Source organism: Rhodoferax sp. OV413 (assembly GCF_945881795.1).
In the GTDB taxonomy this organism is placed as follows: domain Bacteria; phylum Pseudomonadota; class Gammaproteobacteria; order Burkholderiales; family Burkholderiaceae_C; genus Allorhodoferax.
The window spans coordinates 1-22,789 of sequence record NZ_CAMCVG010000035.1; the positions used below are offsets into that span (position 1 = coordinate 1).

At 64.7% G+C, this 22,789-nt stretch carries 20 protein-coding genes; 13 read left to right on the forward strand and 7 right to left on the reverse strand.

The features are described from left to right. Positions 1 to 21: 21 nt before the first annotated feature. The 9 genes from leuS (at position 22) to gshB (ending at position 12,265) form a co-directional block, all read left to right on the forward strand. Entirely contained in the window at positions 22 to 2,898 is a 2,877-nt protein-coding gene (leuS, locus tag Q0O05_RS06125; protein WP_293661304.1) for a leucine--tRNA ligase, read from the forward strand. Between the two features lie 5 nt (positions 2,899 to 2,903). Then, on the forward strand, positions 2,904 to 3,422 hold the full coding sequence (gene lptE, locus Q0O05_RS06130) for an LPS assembly lipoprotein LptE (RefSeq protein ID WP_293661276.1): 519 nt from the start codon (positions 2,904 to 2,906) through the stop codon (positions 3,420 to 3,422). A 36-nt stretch (positions 3,423 to 3,458) separates the two neighbouring features. Further along, positions 3,459 to 4,538 carry a DNA polymerase III subunit delta gene (gene holA, locus Q0O05_RS06135; RefSeq protein ID WP_293661278.1) on the forward strand — a complete coding sequence of 360 codons (1,080 nt, stop codon included), beginning with the start codon at positions 3,459 to 3,461 and terminating at the stop codon, positions 4,536 to 4,538. Beyond that, a complete protein-coding gene (locus tag Q0O05_RS06140; RefSeq protein WP_293661279.1) occupies positions 4,535 to 5,095 on the forward strand; it encodes a hypothetical protein in 561 nt (186 codons plus the stop codon). Before holA ends, Q0O05_RS06140 begins: the two co-directional genes overlap by 4 nt. Before the next feature lie 61 nt (positions 5,096 to 5,156). Then, positions 5,157 to 6,479: a glutamate-5-semialdehyde dehydrogenase gene (locus Q0O05_RS06145; protein ID WP_293661280.1), complete on the forward strand. Its 1,323-nt coding sequence runs from the start codon at positions 5,157 to 5,159 to the stop codon at positions 6,477 to 6,479. Between the two features lie 84 nt (positions 6,480 to 6,563). Then, a complete protein-coding gene (gene gshA / locus Q0O05_RS06150; RefSeq protein WP_293661281.1) occupies positions 6,564 to 7,850 on the forward strand; it encodes a glutamate--cysteine ligase in 1,287 nt (428 codons plus the stop codon). A 172-nt stretch (positions 7,851 to 8,022) separates the two neighbouring features. Next, the gene (locus Q0O05_RS06155; protein ID WP_293661282.1) at positions 8,023 to 9,891 is read left to right on the forward strand and encodes a potassium transporter Kup; all 1,869 of its coding nucleotides are present in this window, start codon (positions 8,023 to 8,025) and stop codon (positions 9,889 to 9,891) included. Between the two features lie 150 nt (positions 9,892 to 10,041). Next, complete coding sequence (locus Q0O05_RS06160; protein WP_293661283.1) at positions 10,042 to 11,259, forward strand: benzoate/H(+) symporter BenE family transporter; 1,218 nt, start codon at positions 10,042 to 10,044, stop codon at positions 11,257 to 11,259. A gap of 37 nt (positions 11,260 to 11,296) precedes the next feature. Continuing rightward, positions 11,297 to 12,265 (forward strand): glutathione synthase, encoded by a 969-nt coding sequence (gene gshB / locus Q0O05_RS06165; protein WP_293661284.1) that lies wholly within the window; start codon positions 11,297 to 11,299, stop codon positions 12,263 to 12,265. Here the strand turns inward: gshB and Q0O05_RS06170 are convergent. Beyond that, a complete protein-coding gene (locus tag Q0O05_RS06170; protein ID WP_293661286.1) occupies positions 12,244 to 13,140 on the reverse strand; it encodes a class II glutamine amidotransferase in 897 nt (298 codons plus the stop codon). The genes gshB and Q0O05_RS06170 overlap by 22 nt on opposite strands. 85 nt (positions 13,141 to 13,225) lie before the next feature. Next, positions 13,226 to 13,417, reverse strand: a complete 192-nt coding sequence (locus Q0O05_RS06175) for a 4-oxalocrotonate tautomerase (RefSeq protein ID WP_293661288.1) — start codon at positions 13,415 to 13,417, stop codon at positions 13,226 to 13,228. Positions 13,418 to 13,495: 78 nt separating this feature from the next. Between Q0O05_RS06175 and Q0O05_RS06180 the strand changes: the two genes are divergently transcribed. The 3 genes from Q0O05_RS06180 (at position 13,496) to Q0O05_RS06190 (ending at position 16,865) form a co-directional block, all read left to right on the forward strand. Then, on the forward strand, positions 13,496 to 15,064 hold the full coding sequence (locus tag Q0O05_RS06180) for a glycosyltransferase family 39 protein (protein WP_293661290.1): 1,569 nt from the start codon (positions 13,496 to 13,498) through the stop codon (positions 15,062 to 15,064). 227 nt (positions 15,065 to 15,291) lie between these two features. After that, complete coding sequence (locus Q0O05_RS06185; RefSeq protein WP_293661292.1) at positions 15,292 to 16,251, forward strand: TerC family protein; 960 nt, start codon at positions 15,292 to 15,294, stop codon at positions 16,249 to 16,251. Next, entirely contained in the window at positions 16,248 to 16,865 is a 618-nt protein-coding gene (locus tag Q0O05_RS06190; protein WP_293661293.1) for an exopolysaccharide biosynthesis protein, read from the forward strand. The genes Q0O05_RS06185 and Q0O05_RS06190 overlap by 4 nt, the downstream gene beginning before the upstream one ends. Before the next feature lie 36 nt (positions 16,866 to 16,901). Here the strand turns inward: Q0O05_RS06190 and Q0O05_RS06195 are convergent, their stop codons facing one another. From Q0O05_RS06195 to Q0O05_RS06215, 5 genes are read right to left on the reverse strand one after another with little or no spacing between them, the layout of a single operon-like run. Then, complete coding sequence (locus Q0O05_RS06195) at positions 16,902 to 17,774, reverse strand: DUF2520 domain-containing protein (RefSeq protein WP_293661294.1); 873 nt, start codon at positions 17,772 to 17,774, stop codon at positions 16,902 to 16,904. Between the two features lie 44 nt (positions 17,775 to 17,818). Next, a complete protein-coding gene (locus Q0O05_RS06200) occupies positions 17,819 to 18,907 on the reverse strand; it encodes a serine/threonine protein kinase (RefSeq protein WP_293661295.1) in 1,089 nt (362 codons plus the stop codon). Positions 18,908 to 18,962: 55 nt separating this feature from the next. Next, positions 18,963 to 19,793, reverse strand: coding sequence for an ABC transporter permease (locus Q0O05_RS06205; protein WP_293661297.1), 831 nt, complete (start codon positions 19,791 to 19,793; stop codon positions 18,963 to 18,965). 1 nt (position 19,794) lies between these two features. Next, complete coding sequence (locus tag Q0O05_RS06210) at positions 19,795 to 20,718, reverse strand: ATP-binding cassette domain-containing protein (RefSeq protein WP_293661299.1); 924 nt, start codon at positions 20,716 to 20,718, stop codon at positions 19,795 to 19,797. Positions 20,719 to 20,739: 21 nt separating this feature from the next. Further along, the gene (locus Q0O05_RS06215) at positions 20,740 to 22,233 is read right to left on the reverse strand and encodes an AMP nucleosidase (protein WP_293661301.1); all 1,494 of its coding nucleotides are present in this window, start codon (positions 22,231 to 22,233) and stop codon (positions 20,740 to 20,742) included. An 86-nt stretch (positions 22,234 to 22,319) separates the two neighbouring features. Here Q0O05_RS06215 and Q0O05_RS06220 point away from each other — a divergent pair, with 86 nt between their 5' ends. After that, on the forward strand, positions 22,320 to 22,781 hold the full coding sequence (locus tag Q0O05_RS06220; protein WP_293661302.1) for a hypothetical protein: 462 nt from the start codon (positions 22,320 to 22,322) through the stop codon (positions 22,779 to 22,781). The last annotated feature ends 8 nt before the right edge of the window (positions 22,782 to 22,789 follow it).

The window sequence follows — 22,789 nt, forward strand, 5'->3', positions numbered from 1 at the left end:
CCTCTGCGCTGCCCCTGCCCCATGCAAGACAAGTACCAGCACCTCGACGTAGAACAAGCCGCCCAAGCCCATTGGTCCCAGCCCCTGTGGAATGGCCAAACCGCCTACCGGGTGAACGAAAACACCGCGGGTCCCGACGGCAATCCGAAGAAGAAGTTTTACGCCTGCTCCATGCTGCCTTACCCCAGCGGCAAGCTGCACATGGGCCATGTGCGCAACTACACCATCAACGACATGCTGGCGCGCTATCTGCGCATGAACGGGCACAACGTGCTCATGCCCATGGGCTGGGACGCCTTCGGCCTGCCGGCCGAGAACGCAGCCCTCAAGAACAAGGTGCCGCCCGCCAAGTGGACCTTGGAGAACATCGCCTACATGAAGGGCCAGATGCAGGCCATGGGTCTGGCTATCGACTGGAGCCGCGAAGTCGCTACCTGCGACCCCAGCTATTACAAGTGGAACCAGTGGCTGTTCCTCAAGATGCTGGAAAAAGGCATTGCCTACCGCAAGACCCAGGTGGTGAACTGGGACCCGGTGGACCAAACCGTGCTGGCCAATGAGCAGGTGATCGACGGCAAAGGCTGGCGCACCGGTGCGGTGGTCGAGAAGCGCGAGATTCCGGGCTACTACCTCAAGATCACCGGCTACGCGCAAGAGCTGCTCGACCATGTGCAAATGGGCAACGACAAGGCCACCCTGACCGGCTGGCCCGACCGCGTACGCCTGATGCAGGAGAACTGGATCGGTAAGAGCGAGGGCGTGCGCTTTGCGTTTACCCACGGCATCACCGACGCAAGCGGCGCGCTGATTGACGGGGGCCGCATGTATGTGTTCACCACCCGTGCCGACACCATCATGGGAGTGACCTTCTGCGCGGTGGCGCCCGAGCATCCTTTGGCCACGCATGCGGCCGCTGGCAACCCCGCGTTAGCGGCATTCATTGAAGAATGCAAAACCGGCGGCACCACCGAGGCCGAGCTGGCCACCCAGGAAAAGAAGGGCGTGAACACCGGGCTGTTTGTTACGCATCCGTTGACCGGCGCGCAGGTGCCGGTGTGGGTGGGTAACTATGTGCTGATGGGCTACGGCGACGGCGCGGTCATGGGCGTGCCGGCGCACGATGAGCGCGACTTTGCGTTTGCAAACAAGTACGGCCTGGTGATCAAGCAGGTTGTGGCTATCGGTGCGGCTTCTGCGGGCGCGGCAGCCGGTACGGCGGGCTCCTCATATGGCGAGCCGAAATCGTCGCCCGCCGCACCGGCTGCCACGTCCTCTCTGGCGTTCGACGCAACGCAGTGGGCGGACTGGTATGGCGACAAGCAACGCGCGGTGCTGGTGAACTCCGGCCCTTATGACGGACTGGGCTACAAGGCCGCGGTGGAAGCGGTCGCTGCCGCTTTGGTGGCGAAGGGCCTGGGCGAGAAAAAGACAACCTGGCGCCTGCGCGACTGGGGTGTGAGCCGCCAGCGCTACTGGGGCACGCCGATTCCTATCATCCACTGCGACGAACACGGTGCCGTGCCGGTGCCCGAGAAGGACCTGCCGGTCGTGCTGCCGCAGGACTGCGTGCCCGATGGCTCGGGTAACCCGCTGGTCAAGCATGAGGCCTTCCATGCCGTGAGCCCGGGAAGCACTATGCGTGTGGCGTGTCCAGTGTGCGGCAAGCCCGCGCGCCGCGAGACCGACACCATGGACACCTTTGTGGATTCCAGCTGGTACTTCATGCGCTACTGCGACCCTGTCAATGCAGACGCCATGGTCGCCGGCGGCACCGATTACTGGATGGCCGACCAGACCCGCGCCACCGGGGGTAGCGGCATGGACCAGTACATCGGCGGCATCGAGCACGCCATCCTGCACCTCTTGTACGCCCGCTTCTGGACCAAAGTGATGCGCGATCTTGGTCTGGTCAAGGTGGATGAGCCTTTCACCAAGCTCCTCACTCAGGGCATGGTGCTCAACCACATCTACAGCCGCCGCACTGCCAAGGGCGGCAAAGAGTATTTCTGGCCCAAGGACGTAGAGCCGGTGCACGACGCCGCGGGCAAGGCGGTGGGGGCCAGGCTGCTGGTCGAGGTTGACAGTGCCGACGGCCTGCTGCCGGTGGGCACTCCGATTGACTACGAGGGCGTGGGCACCATGTCCAAGTCCAAAAACAACGGCGTGGATCCGCAGGAGCTGATTGCCAGGTACGGCGCAGACACCGCCCGCATCTACACCATGTTCACCGCGCCGCCCGAGGCCACACTCGAGTGGAACGACGCCGCCGTCGAGGGCAGCTACCGCTTCCTGCGCCGTGTCTGGAACTTCGGCTACAAGCTCTCTGCTATGGATTCGGTAGCTGCTCGCGCAGCAGTGGCGGGCGCAAACAGCCTGAATGATGTGCAATTTGGCAAAGAGGCCAAGGCCCTGCGCCTGGAAATGCACAGCGTGCTCAAGCAGGTGGACTTTGACTACCAGCGCATGCAATACAACACCGTGGTGTCGGGTGCGATGAAGATGATCAACGCGCTGGAGAGCTTCAAGTCCCCCGAGAGCGAAGGCGGCCTGGTCGCGCTGATTGAAGGCTTCGGCATTCTGCTGCGCTGCCTCTACCCCGCCACGCCGCACCTCGCGCATGTGCTGTGGGCCGAGCTGGGTTACGCCGGTTCGCTGGGCGATTTGCTGGACGCGCCCTGGCCGCGGGTGGATCCCGCTGCGCTGGTGCAAGACGAGATCGAGCTGGTGCTGCAGATCAACGGCAAGCTGCGCGGAGCAGTGCGCGTGCCGGCCGGTGCCGACAAGGCCGCCATTGAGGCCGCGGCGCTTTCCAGCGAGGTTTTCTTGAGCCACGCCGCTGGTGCGCCGGCGAAAAAGGTGGTGGTGGTGCCCGGCCGTCTGGTCAATATCGTGGTCTGAATACGATGCAGCGCCGTCGCCTCTTTACCTTCACCCTGTCTGCGTTGGCTGCTGCAACGGTGGGCGCGACGCTCGGCGGCTGCGGCTTCAAGCTGCGCGGCAAGCAGAACTTTGCCTTCGAGACGATTGGTGTGACACCCGAACAGGGCGGTCCGGTCGCGGCGGAGCTGGCCCGCTATCTGGGCGATTTGGTGCGTCCGGTAGCACCCCCTGCCGGTGGTGCGCCGCCGCAGGTGATCGTGGACATCCTGCAAGAGCTGCGCGAAAAAATCATTGTCGCCCTCAACGCCTCGGGCCAGGTGCGCGAATACCAGTTGCGCATCCGGCTGCGGTTTCGCCTGCGCACCTCCACCGGCCGCGACCTGATTGCCCCCGCTGAAATCATCCAGGAGCGCGATATCAGCTTCAATGAATCGGCAGCGCTCGCCAAAGAGGCCGAAGAGCGACTGATTTACCGCGACATGCAGGCCGATCTGGTGCAGCAGTTGCTGCGGCGGCTGGCGGCGCTCAAGTCGCTGGAGTAGGCGCCGCCCCGCGCGGGCTGAGGGTAAACTGTTCCCATGCAACTCGCAGCCTCGCAACTCGCTCCCCACCTGCAGCGCGGGCTCAAGAGCCTGTACACCCTGCACGGGGACGAGCCGCTGCAGCAGCAGGAGGCGCTCGATGTCATCCGCGCCCAAGCCCGCAGCCTGGGATACACCGAGCGCAGCGCCCACACCGTGTCGGGTGCGCACTTCGACTGGAGCGAGGTGCTGGCCGCAGGCGGCTCGCTCAGCCTGTTTGCCGACAAACAAATTCTTGAGATCCGCATTCCCTCCGGCAAGCCGGGCAAAGACGGCAGCAGCGCCTTGCAGCAGCTGGCCGAGGCCGCGCACGGTAACGACTCCACGCTGACCATCGTGCTCCTGCCGCGCCTGGACAAGGCCACCAAGTCGGGCGCCTGGTTTGCCGCGCTGGAGAGCTTTGGTTTGACGATTGCGGTAGAGCCGGTGGAGCGCCACCTCTTGCCGCAGTGGATTGCCCAGCGCCTGGCCACACAAGGCCAGCGGGTTGCCGCCGGCGAAGAGGGGCAGCGTACCCTGCAGTTTTTTGCGGAGCGGGTGGAGGGCAACCTGCTCGCCGCCCACCAGGAAATCCAGAAACTCGGCCTGCTCTATCCCGCCAACCCGGGCGGTGTGTTGGGCTTTGAGCAGGTGGAGAGCGCAGTGCTCAATGTGGCACGCTACGACGTGTTCAAGTTGTCGGAGGCGGTGCTGGCCGGCCAAAGCGCGCGGGTGCAGCGCATGCTCGATGGTCTGCAGGCCGAGGGTGAGGCGGAGGTGCTGGTGCACTACGCACTGGCTGAAGACATCCGCGCCTTGAAGCGCGTGAAAGATGCGATGCAGCAGGGCCGGCCCCTGCCCATGGCCCTGCGCGACAACCGCATCTGGGGCGCCAAAGAGCGTTTGTTTGAGCGGGTGCTGCCGCGGCTCTCGGAGCGCGCGCTGGCTGACTTGCTGCAGTCCGCGCATGTGGTGGACGGCATCGTCAAGGGCCTCAAGCAGGCCGACTGGCCTACCGCCGGCTGGCAGGCGCTGCACCGGTTGGCCCTGCAGCTGTGCGGCTTGTGCGCCGCTCATTCCGTGCGGGCCCATCCATGACCGACGTCCATCTGCGCCCGCAGCATGTGCAGCGGTACAACCAGATTCCCATCCGGTTGCACTATGTGGTGGACGGCGCGTGGCACCGCACCGAGGCCCAGCAATGGAACGAGCGGGGCTTCAGCTTCTACCATGCTCAGACGCTGCCGCTTGCGCCCCTCGAGTTCAAACGCAGCCTGCAACACTTCGAGGGCGAGCTGGTCTGGACGCGCAGCACCCGCGACGAGGCGCAGGTGCTGGAAATGCTGTGCAACGAAGCCATCCAGCGCCAGGCCGATCAGATGCAGGCCCAGCCCGAAACCCAGCAGCGACTGTGGCGCCTGATGCGCATCCAGGGCATGCTCGAGGCCAAGCAGCAGGTCTTGACCGCGCTGGGCAACACCCGCACCGAGGCGCAGTGGCAGGCGCTGGTGCAGGAGCGCATGCAGCTCGGCCTGTTCCATTCGGGCGTGCGGGTCGACTCCAGCGCCTGGAATGCGGTGGTCGCCGATGCGCTGGCATTGGGCGGCGTGGTCACCGACCTCGAAAAGTGGTCCGACGCCCTCGGCGGGCCCTGAACCGGCAGGGCGCAAGGCTGCTCCCTGGTGAGCGCTGCCGCCTTTCTGCCAAAATCCGCCCATGAACCTGACCGATAGCACCACCTACACCCTGGCCTTGGGTTCGCAGGCCAAAGCCGCTTCCGCGCTTATGGCGCGTGCGCCGGCCGCTATGAAAAACAGAGCGCTTCGCCGTCTGGCCGGGTTGTTGCGGGAGAACACCGCTGCCCTTCAGGTAGACAACGCCCGCGACATCGAGCGCGCGCTCGCCAACGGCTTGGCCGGGCCCATGGTGGACCGCTTGAAGCTCAGCCCCAAGGTGCTGGAGACTTGCGCCCAGGGCTGCGAACAGCTCGCCGCCATGGCCGATGTGATCGGCGAAATCATCGGCATGAAGCAGCAACCCAGCGGCATCCGCGTGGGGCAGATGCGGGTGCCGATCGGCGTGTTCGGCATGATTTTCGAGAGTCGGCCCAATGTCACCATCGAGGCGGCCAGCCTGTCCATCAAGAGCGGCAATGCCTGCATCTTGCGCGGCGGCTCCGAGGCGATTGACTCCAACAAGGCGCTGGCCAAGTTGGTGCAGCAGGCGCTGGCCGAGAGCGGCCTGCCGCCAGAAGCGGTGCAGCTGGTGCAAACCACCGACCGCGAGGTGGTGGGCCAGCTGATCGCCATGCCCCAGTTTGTCGATGTGATCATTCCCCGCGGCGGCAAGGGCCTGATCGAGCGGATCAGCCGCGATGCCAAGGTGCCCGTCATCAAGCACCTGGATGGCAACTGCCACACCTACATCGACGCGCCGTGCGACATGGGCATGGCCGTCAAGGTGGCCGACAACGCCAAAACCAACAAGTACAGCCCCTGCAACGCGACCGAGAGCCTGCTGGTGGCGCGCGGCGTGGCGGATGCGTTTTTGCCGCAGATCGGCGCCATCTATGCGGCCAAGGGCGTCGAGATGCGCTGCGACCCCGAGGCGCTGGCCATTTTGCAGGCTCATCTGCCGCTTACCCTCGCCGCTATTGCGCAAGCTGCTCCTGAAAACGTAGCAAAACTGGTTCCCGCCACCGAGCAGGACTGGTTTGAGGAATACCTCGCCCCCATCGTCAGCATCAAGGTGGTGGCGGGCGTGGACGAGGCGATTGCCCACATCAACCGGTATTCGTCGCACCACACCGATGCCATCCTCACCACCGACCATGTGCACGCCCAGCGCTTTTTGCGCGAGGTGGACTCGGCCAGCGTGATGGTCAACGCCAGCACCCGCTTCGCTGATGGATTTGAGTACGGGCTGGGTGCCGAAATCGGCATCAGCACCGACAAGTTCCATGCCCGCGGTCCGGTGGGCATTGAGGGGCTCACTTCGCTGAAATACGTGGTGCTGGGCGAAGGCGAAGTGCGCTCCTAAGGGCACCCGCTTGGCCTTGTGGCGAATGGGCGGTGCGCCACTCTCTAGAATGAAGACTGCCCCCTTTTCAAGAAAGCCCAGCGCATGGTTCCGCACCTCATTACCGCCCTGACCGGGCCTATCAACGAACTCGAGCAGCGGGTGCTTGACACCATGCCTGCCATCGAGCGCTGGTTCCGCCTCGAGTGGATGGAGCACACACCGCCTTTTTATACCGCGGTGGACGTGCGCAACGCCGGTTTCAAGCTCGCGCCGGTCGACACCAACTTCTTTCCCGCCGGCTGGAACAACCTGACCCCGCAAATGCTGCCGCTGGCGGTGCAGGCGGCGCAGGCCGCGATTGAAAAAACCTGTCCCGAGGCACGCAACCTGCTCATCGTGCCGGAGAACAACAGCCGCGGCACTTATTACCTGATGAACCTGGCGCAGCTGCGCAGCATCTTCAACATGGCCGGCCTGAACGTGCGCATCGGCTCCATCAGCCCCGACATCAAGAAAAGCACCACCATCGAGCTGCCCGACGGCGAGTCCATCACCCTCGAGCCGGTGGTGCGCACCCGCGGGCGCATCGGCGTGAAGGACTTTGACCCCTGCACCATCCTGCTCAACAACGACCTGCGCAACGGCGTTCCCGGCATTCTGGAAGACCTGCACGAGCAATACCTGCTGCCGCCGCTGCATGCCAGCTGGACCACGCGGCGCAAGAGCATGCACTTTCAGTGCTACGAGGAGGTCGCCAAGCGCTTTGGCAAGCTCATCGGGGTGGACCACTGGCTGATTACGCCCATGTTCGAGAAATACGGCGTCGCCGACCTGCAAACGCCCGAAGGCCTGGCCGCGCTGGCCGCCCGCATTGACGGCATGCTCACCAAGGTCAAGAAGAAGTACAAGGAATACGGCATCAAGGAGCGACCCTTCCTGGTCATCAAGGCCGACAACCGCACCAGCGGCAACACCATCCTCACGGTGCGCGACACCAAAGACCTGGAAACCAAGCTGCGCACGCTGGGTGCGGGAGCGGACAGCACCTTTGCCCCGCTGGAGCTGATCCTGCAGGAAGGCGTGCTCACCAACGAGCGGGTGAATGACGCGGTGGCCGAGCCGGTGGTCTACCTGATGGACCGCTACGTGGTGGGCGGCTTCTACCGCATGCACGCCGAGCGCGGGGTTGATGAGAACCTCAGCGCCCCGGGCTCGAGCTATGTGCCGCTGGCCTTTGCCGAGGGCACGCAGCTGCCCCAGCCCGGCGTGCGCCCGGGTGCGAGCGCGCCCAACCGCTTCTATATGTATGGCGTCATCGGCCGCCTGGCCATGCTGGCCGCCAGCTACGAACTCGAGGCCACCGACCCCGAGGCCGAGCGCTACGACTGAACGGCGTCAACCCCCTGGCCGCATTCCGGGGAGCGTTAGTTGCTGCGCTGCAACATGGCGTCTCAAATGGCCACGAATGTCAGTTTGCCGCTTGCCGGCACCCCGGCAAAGCGCACAATGGCAATCCCTCTATGAACGGAATCCGGCGGTCCCGCACCGGCCGGTAGATTGTGTGAGCCCTCAAAAATCATCTCTCGCGGCACTCACCCTCGGTGCCATCGGTGTTGTGTACGGCGATATCGGCACCAGCGTTTTGTATGCGTTCAAGGAAGTTTTCGCCACCGGCCATGTGCCCATCACGCCCGACAACGTGCTCGGCGTGCTCTCCCTGTTTTTCTGGTCGCTCACCCTGGTGGTGTCCATCAAATATGTGAGCCTGATCATGCGCGCCGACAACCACGGCGAAGGCGGCCTCATGGCCCTGCTGGCGCTGGCTTCCACGTCCACACAGACCAAGCCGCGTGTGCGGGCGGCGCTGATGAGTCTGGGCGTGTTCGGTGTGGCCCTGTTTTTTGCCGATGGGGTGCTGACGCCGGCGATATCGGTGTTATCGGCGATGGAGGGCCTGGAGGCCATCACGCCCGAGGCCAAGCCCTATGTCGTGCCGCTCTCGCTGATTGTTTTGGTCGCCCTGTTTCTGGTGCAGCGGCGTGGTACGGCCGACATCGGCCGGTTTTTCGGCCCCATCACCGTGGCCTGGTTTGCCGCCATCGGCGTGGCCGGTGTGTTCCAGATCGTGCAAAACCCCGTGGTGCTGATGGCCGTCTCGCCGGGCTATGCCCTTCAGTTTGCGGTGGAGCACTACCACATTGCCTTCATCACACTGGGCGCGGTATTTTTGTGCCTGACCGGCGCTGAGGCGCTGTATGCGGACATGGGCCACTTCGGCAAGACACCGATCCGTATTGCCTGGTTCGGTCTGGTCATGCCCTCGCTGGTGCTGAATTACTTCGGCCAAGGTGCCCTGGTGTTGGCGGATCCGGCCGCAGCCGCAAGCCCCTTCTTCAACATGCTGCCCGACTGGGCCCTCATTCCGATGGTGGCGCTGGCCACGGCAGCCACCGTGATTGCCTCGCAGGCCCTGATTACCGGTGCCTTTTCCGCCACCAAACAGACCATCCAGCTGGGCTTTCTGCCCCGCCTGACGATCCTGCACACCTCCATCAAAGAGGCCGGCCAGATCTACATTCCCGCGGTCAACTGGGCCCTGCTGGCCGGCGTGGTCGCGGCGGTGGTGTTTTTCGGCTCGTCCTCAGCGCTGGCGGCGGCCTACGGTATCTCGGTCAGCATGGTGATGATCATCACCACCGCCATGACCTTCTACGTCATCCGCTACGGCTGGGGCTACCCGCTGTGGCTGTGTCTTGCGTCCACCGGCGTGTTTTTCGTTGTGGATGCGGCCTTCTTCTCCTCCAACCTGCTCAAGGTCGCGCAGGGCGGCTGGTTCCCCCTGGTCATGGCAGCGGTGTTGTACGTCATCATGTCCACCTGGAAAGACGGCCGCCGCCTGCTCAATGAAAAGCTGCGCTCGGATGCGCTGGATCTCCCCAGCTTTCTCGATGCCGTTTTCGTCAGCCCGCCGGCGCGGGTCGAGGGCACGGCGGTGTTTCTGACTGCCGACAGCGGCACCGTGCCCAACGCCCTGCTGCACAACCTCAAGCACAACAAGGTGCTGCACGCCCACAACGTCTTTGTCACGGTGCGTAACCATGAGGTGCCCTGGATCGGGCTGGACAAACGCCTGCAGATCGAGTCGCTGGGTCACGACTGCTGGCAGGTCGTCATCAACTATGGCTTCAAGAACGACCCCGATGTGCCCAAGGCACTGGCGCAGATGCGCGGCCGTGGTTGCTCGGTGGATCCGATGAGCACCAGCTACTTCCTCTCGCGCGACACGGTGGTGCCGACCCTGGGGGCCGGTATGGCGCCTTGGCGAGAAAAGCTGTTCGCCCAGATGCACCACAACGCCAGTGGCGCCGCCGACTTCCTGAACCTGCCCAATAACTCGGTGGTGGAGCTGGGCTCGAAAATCGAGATCTAGCCGCCGCTGGAATGGAGCCCCCGCGCTCCGCCGCTGCGCGGGTCGCTGCCCCCCGAGGGGGTGCGTCGTGCCTTGGGGCGGCCCGGCGGCACAGCCTTGCCGCCCGATGTGTCGCGGGAATCGCTGTCTGACTTCATCCACAATGCGGCGATGCGATTTTTCAACGATTGGAGCCTGCCCGCTTTTACTGCTGGGTTTGTGGCGGTGCTGGTGGGCTTTACCAGCTCGGTGGCCATTGTGTTTCAGGCGGCGCTGGCACTCGGCGCCACGCCGCAGATGCTGGCCTCGTGGATGTGGGCGCTGGGGCTGGGCATGGGGCTGTGTACCCTGATTCCATCGCTCTGGCTCAGGAAACCGGTCATGGTGGCCTGGAGCACGCCGGGCGCTGCGGTGATCGCCACGGCGGCCAGCGCCGGCGGCTTCGGTATGGCCGAGGGCGTTGGCGCATTTATGGCCTGTGCCGCGCTCGTGGCGCTGGCGGGCGCCACCGGCGGGTTCGAGCGGGTGATGAACCGCATTCCCATGGCACTGGCTTCGGCGCTGTTGGCCGGGGTACTGGCCCGCTTCGGCCTGCAGGGTTTTGCTGCCGCGCAGGATGCCTTGCCCCTGGTACTGCTGATGCTGGTGAGCTACCTGGCCGGAAAGCGCTTTTCGCCCCGCTATGCGGTGCCGCTCACCTTGCTGGTTGCTATTATTTTTGTAGCTTTCCGCGCAGAATTTACCGGGGCTAGCATCGATTTTGGCTGGACAACGCCGGTGTTTGTTATGCCCGTCTTTTCATGGGCGGCTTTTGTCAGCATATCGATACCTTTGTTTGTGGTGACCATGGCCTCGCAGAACCTGCCCGGCGTGGCCGCCATTCGCGCAGCAGGCTTTGACGACCGGCGCGCCGACGGTGGTGATGGTGGAATTCCCATCTCCAGGGTCATCACCCTGACCGGCCTGGCCACGCTGGTGCTCGCACCCTTTGGCGCCTTTGCCCTGAGCCTGAGTGCCATCACCGCGGCCATCTGCATGGGCCCGCAGGCACACCCCGACCCGGCGCGGCGCTACACCGCCTCCGCCTCCTGCGGCGCGCTGTATGTGCTCATCGGGCTCTTCGGCGGCGCCATTACCGGCGTGTTGTCGGCCTTTCCGGCGGCGCTGGTGGCGGCCATTGCCGGTCTAGCGCTCCTGGGCACGATTGGCGGCGCGCTGCACACCGCTTTGCAACACGAGGCCCACCGGGAGGCTGCGCTCATCACCTTTCTCGTCACGCTCAGCGGGGTGGTGATTGCCGGGGTGGGCTCAGCTTTTTGGGGCATTCTGGCCGGCGCGCTGGCGCTTTTGGTGCAACATGTCGGGGCCAGGTCGCGCCCCGGAGCCTGACGCGCCGCCGCGCACTCCCCTTTTGCAGAAAGACAGCATGCACATTCTCTTTGTGACCGACCCGCTCGAGTCGTTCAAGATTTACAAGGACACCACCTTCTCCATGATGCGCGAGGCCCAGCGGCGCGGCCACCGCATCAGCGCCTGCGAGCCCCGGGACATCATGTGGCAGCGTGGCGGCGTGGTGACCGCCTTTGTGCGCGACATCACCCTCACCGGCGCGCCCGATGTGTGGTTTACCGCCGCGCAAAGCCGCCCCGACGAGCGGCCGCAGGCCCTCAAGGACTTTGACTGCGTGGTGATGCGCAAGGACCCGCCCTTCGACTCTGAATTCTTCTACGCCACCCACCTGCTCGAGCAGGCCGAGCGTGAGGGCGCCCATGTGTTTAACAAGCCCCGCGCCCTGCGCGACCACCCGGAGAAGCTCGCCATCCTGGAGTTCCCGCAGTTCATCGGCCCCACGCTGGTCACGCGTGATGCCGACGATGTGCGCCGCTTTCATGCCGAGCATCGCGACATCATCCTGAAGCCGCTCGACGGCATGGGCGGCATGGGCATATTCCGCGTCAAAGACGACGGACTGAACCTGGGCGGCATTATCGAGACGCTCAACAAAGACGGGGCCCAGACGCTGATGGTGCAGAAGTTCCTGCCCGCCATTTCAGAGGGCGACAAGCGGGTGCTGGTAATTGGCGGCAAGCCGGTGCCCTACTGCCTGGCGCGTATTCCGCAGGGTGGCGAGGTACGCGGCAACCTCGCCGCCGGCGGCAAGGGCGTGGCGCAGCCGCTGAGCGCCGACGACCTGCGCATTGCCGAAGCGCTGGGCCCGTCACTGGCCGCGCGCGGCCTGCTGCTGGTGGGCCTGGATGTCATTGGCGACTGCCTCACCGAAATCAATGTGACCAGCCCGACCTGCTTTCAGGAAATCACCGACCAGACCGGCTTTGACGTTCCGGCCATGTTCCTGGACGCGCTGGAAGCCGCTCAGGAAGCAGCAGCGGCCTGAGCGGCTGAACGCTCCCGGGCTGCGCTCTCTTCCGCTTCCCGCTGAGCGGCAGCGGCCGCCGCCGCCGCGGTGAGCGTGGCCTTACAGACCGCGCGGGTGAGCGGGCGGCCGTCCACAAAGGCATGCAACTCACCGGCCACCATGGCGACCCAGTCTTCGTTGGTGGTGAGCGGCTCGGTCACCACGATCACTTGCCGGTCCTCAGGTCCGTTGAGGTCGGAGAGGTCCACCGTGACCTCATCGTCCTTGAGCTGCACCTGCGGAAACGGGTGCTGCCGCAGCACATAGCTCAGCTTGGTGCTGGCATGCGCCCAGAGGGCCTGCCCGTTGCTGAGCAGGAAATTGAAAGTGCCATGCCGCGCGATTTTGGGCACCAGCTCGGTCAGGGTGCAGGTCAGCTCCTCGGCCGAGGGCACGCTGGCGTGCGACTTGTTGAGCTCTTGCAGCAGCCAGCAAAATGCCAGTTCGCTGTCGGTGGTGCCTACCGGCTTGAAGCTGCCGTGCAGCGGCGGATCGAATTCTTTCAGGTCGCCGTTGTGCGCAAACACCCAGTAGCGGCCCCACAGCTCGCGGGTAAACGGGTGGCAGTTTTCCAGAGTGACCGCGCCCACCGTGGCCTTGCGGACATGGGCAACCACGTTATGGCTCTTGATCGGGTAGCTCTTGAGCATGCGCGCAATCGGCGAAGTGGCGGCGCTCTCTTTGTCTACAAAGTGCCGCGCGGCCTTACCCGGCCGGTCTCCCTCGCTCTCGAAGAAGGCAATGCCCCAGCCGTCGGAGTGGTGGTCGGTGCTGCCGCCGCGCTGCGAAAAGCCGGAGAAGCTCAGCGTCAGGCTGGCCGGCAGGTGGCTGTTCATCCCAAGCAGTTGGCACATACAAACAGTTTACCCCCGGATAGTGGGCAAGCGCACGGACTGCAGGCCGCCCGCGTGGCCGTCTTCAGAACGTGTTGCTATGTGCTTATTCGCGCGGCTCGGACCAGAGCTTGCCGCCGCTGGACCAGTTCTCGCGTCGGACTTCGGTGATGATGATGTCCACCGACTCGGGCAAGCAGCCCAGGGTTTCGGCGGTGACGCGGGTGACTTCCTGCACCAGTTTTTTCTTCAGCTCGGGGGAGCGGCCTTCAAACATCTCAACATGGTAGGTGGGCATGGTGTTCCTCGTGGGGTGGTCCGTTCGGCAGATTAGACTGCGGGGCAGCCATTGTCCTCATTGTCCTATCACCGCCCAATGCCCAGCGCCCAGCGCCCCGATTCCCACTCCCGCGTCCGGCGGGTGCTGCTCCTTGTGTTTGTATTGCATGCGCTTCTTGGCGCATTGCCCGGCCTGTCGGTGGACGAGGCGCATTACCTGCTCTATGCCGCCCATCCCGCGCTGAGCTATTTCGACCACCCGCCGCTGGTGGGGTGGGTGCAGGTGCCGCTGGTGGCTCTGAATGCTTCGGTGGTGGTGTTGCGCCTGGTGCCGGGCCTGTTCTGGCTGATCACGGTGTGGGGCGCGTACCGATTTACATTGCGACTCCATGCCGGAGCCGGAGCCGGAGCCGGAGCCGGAGCCGGAGCCGGAGCCGGAGCAGAGGCTGCCGGACTGGCCACCGTGCTGGTGCTGGCCCTGGCGCCGTTGCTGCATGTGCTGGGCATCGGGCTGCTGCCCGACACCTTGCTCATGGCGCTGACAGTGGGGCTGCTGCACCAGACCTGGACGCTGATGCAGCCCGACGCATTGCAGCGGACTACGCCGTGGTGGGTGCTGGGCGGCTTGCTGGGGCTCTCGGGGTTGGCGAAATACACCGCCATTTTTACCGTGCCGGCCATTGCGCTGTGCATTCTGGGTGTGCACGGCTGGAGGGTGTTGCGCCTGCCTGCCCTGTGGGCCGGTATGGTGCTGGCGGCGGTGTTGATTGCGCCGGTGCTGCTCTGGAACGCCGACAACCGCTGGATTTCTTTTGCCTACCAGCTCGCCCACGGCAAGGGCAGCCTCTGGCAGGTTGGGCATGTGCGGGACTTTTTGCTCAACCAGCTGCTGGTGTTCGGCCCCCTGATGATGCTGGCCCTGGCCGGCTGGCGTCAGGCGCCGCGGCGCGCCCGCCCCTTGCTGTGGCTGTTTGCGATTCCGTTCGTCATCTTCACCTACATGGCCGGCGGCGGTACTGCGCTGCCGCACTGGACAGCACCCTCCTGGGTAGCGCTGGCGCCCTTTGCCGGTCTGGGGTTGGCGAGGCTGTGGGGCGAGGGCTGGCCCGGTGTGCGGCCGGCCTTGCAGCGGTGGGTGCGCGGGGTGCTGGCGCTCCTTGCCGGATTGCAGCTGCTGGTGTGTGCCGGTTTGCTCGGGCTGATGAGCAGCGCGGGTTGGCCGCTGGTGGCGCCCAGCGACGCCGAGGTGGCGCCGCAGCCCAATCCGTTTGCCGACCTGCATGGCTGGGATGCGGCTGCCCAGCGGGCCCGCACGCTCGCCGCACAACAAGGTTTGCCCCGGCTCGCGGTGCAAAACTGGACATTGGCCAGCCGCCTGGCCTGGTATGCGCGGCCGCTGCCGGTGATGGTGCTCGCGCCCGGGGAGACGCAGTTCAGCCTCTGGGCCGGTGAGCTGGCCGCAGGTGAAGGCGCCCTGCTGGTGGACTGGTCGCACATGGCGTATGAGCCCCCCGTGGGCGCGGCCGGCTTTGCCAGCTGCACCCTGCTCGAGAGCATGCCCCTGCAGCACTGGGGCCAGCCGTTGGCGCGCTTTCGCTTCTTTGATTGCCGAGGCTGGTCGGGCGCGGTGCCCAAGCCCCAGCTCAGGGCGGCCGGCGCGCCGTGAATGCCCCCGTATTCGTTAAGACCAATCGGGTACCGCAGCGTTTTCTGTCATGATTTGCTCACCTTTAGGGGAGTAGCTAGCTTGGCGCGCGCGCGCCGGGTTCGCATGTTCCGTCAGTACGTCGAGGGTGGTTTTCATTGCCCCGGCCGGATCATGCAGAGGCGTCACACGGCGCCATCCCGCAAGACCTACAGGAACTTTTTTCACTATTTTTCAGGGTCTTGTGTATGGAAACAATCGCACCGCTGTGGCTATGGGCCACCTTCGTCGGCATCGTTCTGGTGTCACTCTTTGTGGACTTCGTGGTCCTCAAAAAACAGGGGGCGCACGACATCGGCGTCAAAGAAGCGCTCAACTGGTCTCTCATCTGGATTGCCTTGAGCTTTTTGTTCAACGGCTTGTTTTGGTGGGCCGTCAAAGACACCACCGGTTCGACCGAGATTGCCAACACCAAGTCGCTCGAATTTCTGACCGGCTACCTCATAGAGAAATCGCTGGCGGTCGACAACATCTTTGTGTTCCTGATGATCTTCACCTACTTCGCGGTGCCCACGCATTTCCAGAAGCGGGTGCTGATGATCGGCATCATCGGTGCGATTGTGTTGCGCACCATCATGATTCTGGTCGGCGGCTGGTTGCTGGCCGAGTTCCACTGGATTTTGTATGTGTTCGGCGGCTTCCTGATTCTTACCGGCATCAAGATGTGGTGGGCCGCAGGCCAAGAGCCCAGCATGGACGACAACCCTGCCCTCAAGTTGCTGCGCAAGGTCCTTCCGGTGAGCAAAGACTATGACGGCGAAAACTTCTGGACAGTGGAAAACGGCAAAAAGATTGCGACCCCGCTGCTGATGGTGGTCTGCATGGTGGCGCTGACAGACATCATCTTTGCCGTGGACTCCATTCCCGCGATTTTTGCGATCACCAGCGACCCGTTTATCGTGCTGACCAGCAACGTCTTTGCCATCCTGGGCCTGCGGGCGATGTATTTCCTGCTCGCCGCAGTCGCGAGCAAGTTCCACCTCTTGAACTACGGGCTGGCGGTGGTGTTGGTGTTCATCGGCTCCAAGATGTGCTTGATTGATATCTACAAGATCCCTGTGGGCGTGTCATTGGCCGTTGTGGTCGGCATCCTGGCCATCACCATGTGGCTGAGTGTGCGCACCAGCAAGACCGACAAACACGCATGATTCATCACTCCGCGCAGGCCGATCGGCTGCGGGCAGCGGCAGCCGCCCTGCAAGACAAACCGATGAGCCTGCAGCAGCTGTTTCGCCTGCACGGCCGCGCCGGGCCGGGCGCTCTGCTGGTGGTGCTGGCGGTGCCCTGCCTCCTGCCGGTGCCCGGGGCGGGGGTTTTTATGTCCATGGGCATGGCGATGGTGGCCTGGATGATCTGGCGCCATTACCCGCGCCTGGTCATGCCGCGCAGGGTGGGCCGCTTTCAGCTGTCGGCCCCGATGGCACGCAGGGCACTCAACACCCTGGCATGGCTGTATGAGCAGGCCTCGCGCGTGATGCGGGCGCGTTTGCGCTGGTGGCTGCAGCCGGTGCACCGCGCCTGGCTGGCGCCCTTTGTGGCGGCGATGGCATTGATCATTTTTCTGCCCATCCCGTTTGGCAATGTGGTCCCCGCTGCCGCGCTGCTGCTGATCGGGCTTGGAATCGTGTTCGAAGACGGGCTGGCCATGGTGGCCGGCCTGGTTCTGGGCCTGGCACTGGTAGCCTTGCTGGTGGGTATGGCAGGGGGAGTGGTTCACTGGGTGCCCGCGCTGTGGGAAGCGTGGCCCTTGCGCCCCCAGTAAGAGGCTGCCCGACAGAAGAAGCGTGGTCGCGCGGCGCTACTGCGGGGTTTCACCCCGACCCGCCAGCCGCAGCGCGAGCGCGCTGAGCGCCCGGTAGGCCTCGCCGCTGGGGCCGTCCCAGGCCTCTACCACCGCCGCCTGCCGCGCTATCGCGGCCAGGTCGCCGCGGGCAGCGGGGCCGGTCAGGGCGCCTGCGGGCCCCAGCCGGTTGATGTTGTCTACCGCATTGCGCAGCAGGCTGGCGCGCAGCTGCGGCAGCAAGGCTGGCGGCACGCCACTACGAGCCCAGGCGGCTTCCGCCACCGATTGCAGCACCGGCATAAAGTTGGTCGCAAACACAGCAGCTGCGTGGTAGAGCACCTTGTCCTGCGCCGCTACGCCAAAGCATTGGGCGCCAATCGCGGTGAAGGCGGTATGCAACTCCGCGCAGGCGCTGACCTCGCCCTCGAGCGCGCAGGCGGTGCCGGCAAATTGCGCCAGCGCGGACTCCAGGCTAGCAAAGCTGAGAATGCAATGGGCGCTGGCGGTGCGCCAGCCCAGATCCGCCAGCGGCTGCAGGACGCTGGCGCCCAGCGCGCCGCTGCAGTGAAACACCAGAGGCTGCGGGCTGGCGGAAGGCCGGCCGTCTGCGAAAGCGCTGCTCTTGGCCGCTTCAGCAAGTTGAGCCGCTACGGTGGCAATCTGTGCGTCCTGCACTGCCAGCATCCAGACTGCGGCGGGCCGCATGTCGGCCACAGACGCCGCCGCCCGCCCGGCACCTACCGCAACGCAGGCGGCCTGTGCGCTCTCTGCGCTGCTGGTGAGCAGGTCCTGGACTTGAAAGACCTGCTTGCGCGACCACAAAGCACCCAGGGTGCGGCCCACCCGGCCGGCGCCCAGGAGGTTGAGGGTGGCTGTGCGCGTGGTCATGTGCGTGGTGATGCGTGTGGTTTTTGTGTGAGATTTGGAGGGGGCTAGACGACGAGCGGGTCGTGGTCCATAGCCTCGATCTGGTCCTCGAGCATCTGGATCTGGCCCTTCCAATAATCACTGCTGCCGAACCAGGGAAAGTTCACCGGAAAGGTCGGGTCGCTCCAGCGGCGGGCCAGCCAAGCGCTGTAGTGGATCAGGCGCAGGGTGCGCAACGGCTCGATGAGGGCCAGCTCAGCGCGGTCAAATTCGCGGAATTGCTCGTAGCCATCGACCAGCAGCCCGAGCTGGCGGGTCTGCTGCTGGCGGTCGCCGCTGAGCAGCATCCACAGGTCCTGCACGGCGGGGCCGGTGCGGGCGTCGTCCAGATCGACAAAGTGCGGCCCGGGGCCGGCGCTGGCAGCGGCGTCGGTGGGCGTCCAGAGGATGTTGCCAGGGTGGCAGTCGCCGTGCAGGCGGAGTTGGCGAATGCCGCTGGAATTGGTCTTGTTTTGGCCGTTTGCGCCCGCCATGTCTGCGCGGGCAGCTATCAAATCAATAGCTTGCTGGCAACGCTCAGCCCACAAGGTCTGCACATCCAGCGGCACCATCTGGTGCGCCAGCAGCCACTGCATCGGCTCGACGGCAAAGGTCTGCACGTCCAGCGCCGGCCGCTGCACAAAGGGCTTGCGCGCCCCCACGGTGTGGATGCGGGCCAGAAAGCGGCCGATCCATTCCAGCACCTCGCCATCGTCGAGTTCGGGGGGGCGGCCGCCGCGGCGCGGGCTGACGCTGAAGGCAAAACCGCCGAAGTGGTGCAGGGTGCCAGCGGTTTCGCGGCCCGCGGGCTGCAGTGCCAAGGGTCCGATGGCGGGGATGTCGTCGGCCATCAGCTCGGCGGCAAAGTCGTGCTCTTCCTGAATCTGAGCGTCACTCCAGCGGCCCGGGCGGTAAAACTTGGCTACCACCGCGGTGCCGTCTTCCAGATGCACCTGGTAGACGCGGTTCTCGTACGACGAGAGTGCAGTGAGCCGCCCGTCTCCCCGAAGGCCCACTGCCTCCAGCGCGTCCAGCACCAGGTCGGGGGTGAGTGCCTCAAAGGGGTGGGCCGCTGCGGCGGGCTGCGAAGCGGGAGGCGTGGGGCTAGGGGTCATGCGGACATTGTCCCCCGCTTTGACATTCGCATTGGGGCCCGCTCAGCCCCGGGCCTTACTTGGCAAAACGCTTGCGGGTCAGCGCCAGCGCCACCCAGAACGCGACCACGGTGTAGGTGGCCAGCACCAGCAGGTGGTGCAGCGCGTTTTCGGGCCACGCATCCATGAAGAGCGGCCGCACCAGCGCCACTGCGTTGGAGAGCGGCAACCAGTCTGCAATCACCCGCACCACCGGCGGCAGCTGCTCGAGCGGGAAAAACACGCCGCTCAAAAACATCATCGGCGTCAAGAACAGCGTGAAGTAGTAGGTGAAGAAGTCGTAACCCTTGGCCAGCGCGTTGAAGATGAGCGCAATGCAGCTGAAGGTCACGCCCACCCCCAGCAAAATCGGCCAGGCCACCAGCAGCTTGGGGCTGTGGCTGATGCCCAGGGCCAGCATCACGCCGAGGATGGCGGTCACGGTGAACAGCGACTTGAAGGCGGCCCACAGCATCTCAGCCAGCACCACGTTGTCCAGGCTCACCGGCGCATTCATGATGCCGTCCCAGGTTTTTTGCACATGCATGCGGCTGAAGGCCGAATAAAGCGCTTCGAAGCTGGCGGCCTGCATGGCGCTCATGCAAATCGAGCCGCTGGCCAGAAAAAGGATGTAGGGCACGGTTTGGCCGTTCACCGTGATCTCCCCCACCAGCGCGCCCATGCCGTAGCCGAATGCCACCAGCCACATCAGCGGCTCCGCAATATTGCCCACTAGGCTCGGAATCGCCAGCTTGCGCCAGACCAGCAGGTTGCGCAGAAACACCGGCCAAAAGCGCATCGAAATCTCGGGCGCGCGCCAGATGGACAGCGGACCTCTCGAGGGGATGTTGGGGGTTTGCGTACTCATGTCAGGCGTCCTCGCGGATCTGGCGTCCGGTGAGTTTTAAGAAAAGGTCTTCGAGATTGGCGGGCCGGTGCAGGGTGCGCAGCAGCGGGTGGGTGGCCAGCGCCTGCAGCAGCGCAGACGCATCCTGGGTGTAGCAAAACACCGTCTCGCCGCTCACCTCGACCCGCGTGGCCAGCGGGCGCAGGGTGCTCTCGAGTAGCTCGCGCGCGCCGGTGCCAAACACCTCCACCACATCGGGCTCCAGGTGCGCTCCTATCAAATCGCGGGGGGCGCCTTCGGCGATCTTTTTTCCGTGGTCCAGCACCAGCAGGCGGTTGCACAGGCGCTCTGCCTCGTCCATGAAGTGGGTGGTCAGCAGGATGGACTTTCCCTGCTGCAAGAGCAGCTGCAGCCGCTCCCACATCAGGTGGCGGGCCTGCGGGTCCAGGCCGGTAGTGGGCTCGTCCAGCAGCAGGAGCTTGGGGTCGTTGACCAGCGCGCGGGCCAGGCTCAGGCGCCGGCGCATGCCCCCCGAGAGCTCGCCGGGCTTGGCGCCGGCCTTGTGGGTCAGGGCGGCGAACTCCAGCAACTGCGGTATACGCGCCCGGATGGCGGCGTCCTTCATGCCGAAGTAGCGGCCATAGACCAACAGGTTTTCGGCGCAGCTGAAGTCGGGGTCCAGCGTGTCGAATTGCGTGACCACGCCGAGCTGCGCCTTGATGGCCATGGCCTCTTGCGGCATGGGCAGTCCCATAGCGGTGATGCTGCCGCCATCGGGCACGGTGTGGCCTAGGCACATGCGGATGGTGGTGGTCTTGCCCGCGCCGTTGGGGCCAATCACGCCCAGGCACTCGCCCGGCGCTATATCAAAGGACAGGTCTTTCACGACTTCGGCATCGCCGTAGCGCTTGCAGAGGTGTTCGACCGCAAAAAATGGTGTGTTCATGGATGGGGCGCTGGTCTCGGTTTATTGGAAGGCCACTTCGGCAAAGCTGCGGAGCTTGCGGCTGTGGAGCTGGTCCACGCCCTGCGCGCGCAGCAGCTCCAGCGCCCGGATTCCGATGCGAAGGTGCTGGTCTACCCGTTCGCGGTAGAAATGGTTGGCCATGCCGGGGAGTTTGATTTCGCCGTGCAGCGGCTTGTCGCTCACGCACAGCAGGGTTCCGTAAGGCACGCGGAAACGAAAGCCGTTGGCGGCGATGGTGGCGCTTTCCATGTCCAGTGCCACCGCGCGGCTTTGGCTGAAGCGGCGCTGGGGCTGGTTGTCGGGCAGCAGTTCCCAGTTGCGGTTGTCGGTGCTGGCAACCGTACCGGTGCGCATGATGCTCTTGAGCGCGCTGCCGCTGACCTGTGTCACATCGGCCACCGCCTGTTCGAGCGCAAGCTGGATTTCAGCCAGCGCCGGAATCGGCACCCACAGGGGCAGCTCCTCGTCCAGCACATGGTCTTCGCGCACATAGCCGTGGGCCAACACATAGTCGCCCAGCCGCTGGCTGTTGCGCAGGCCGGCGCAGTGGCCCAGCATGATCCAGGCGTGCGGGCGTAGCACGGCAATGTGGTCGGTGATGTTCTTGGCGTTGGCAGGCCCCACGCCGATGTTGACCATGGTGATGCCCGCCTTGTCTGCGCGCACCAGATGGTAGGCCGGCATCTGCGGCAGGCGCGGCAGCGCTTTTCCTAGTGCGTCAGCTGCTTCTGCTGGCAGCCCGGACCGGCGGGTGACCACATTGCCTGGCTCCACGAAGGAGATGTATTCGCCGCTCGCATCCTGCATGGCCGCTCGCCCCAGCGCGATGAATTCGTCAATGTAGAACTGGTAGTTGGTGAAGAGCACAAAGTTCTGAAAGTGCTCGGGTCCGGTGCCGGTGTAATGGCGCAGCCGGTGGAGCGAGTAATCCACCCGCGGTGCGGTGAAGAGCGCCAGGGGCTGGGCCTCGCCGGGGCGCGGCTGATAGGTTCCGTTGGCAATTCCGTCGTCCATGGCGGCGAGGTCGGGCAGGTCGAAGCGGTCGCGCATCAGCATACGGCGCTCGGCGCTCATCTGCCCTTCCACATGGTCGTTCTCGGCAAACGAGAAGTGCACCGGAATCGGCTGCTCGCTGGTGGCTACCTCCAGCGCCGCACCATGGTTTTGCAGCAGCAGGCTGAACTGTTCGAGGTAGTAGCGCTTGTAGAGGTCAGGTCGGGTCAGGGTAGTCTCGAAACGGCCCGGGCCGGCCACAAAACCGTAGCTCAGGCGCGCCACCTCGCCCGCCGCCTTGCGCGAAACGGTGTCGGTGTGAACCCGTACCAGCGGGTAGCAGGCGCGCACATGGCTGCCAAGATCGTCACCGGCCACAAATCGCTGCATGGCCTGGCGCAAATGGGCAATCCCCTGATCGTAGATCGCGTGCACTTGCGCCAGCGCGGCGGCGGCATCAGTAAAACGGGCGGGTGCAAGAGGCGGCGGCAGTTGGCTCATGGCCTGCATTGTGCTGCCTGCCCGTGACGCAGCGCCGAAGCGGGCCTTGCGTTAAAGTAGGGGATCAAATTTACCCCCGCGCATTGGTGTCAGACCCCACAGATTCACGTTACGCCGAGACAGGTTTCCCCTCCTTGCAGTGGGAAGACGAGGAGCTGGAAACCCGCCCCATGCCCATGGCTGAGCGGCCCCTGCAAGCACAGATCGACTACCACATGGCCATCATCGCTGAGCGGCACATGCGCATCGCGCTGGCGATTGAAAAGTTCTGGGGTCACCGCGATTGCGTGGAGTACATCCAGACACTGATCCTCAATGGCGGCTATGCGGACGGGTCCACCAACCGGGTGGGCTTCAAGCAGGAAGTGATTTCATCACTGATCAGCCTCGCCTCCATCCACGAAGACGAAGAACTCCGGCGGCCGGCGCGGCTATCGCACTTTGACCGACGCCTTGTCTTGAAGCTTGCTGTCGGGATAGACAACGACCTTCGCTCCTACCGCAAGACCGTCCTGCACGGTAATCCCCCCGATTTTCACAGGACCTAAAAGTAGAA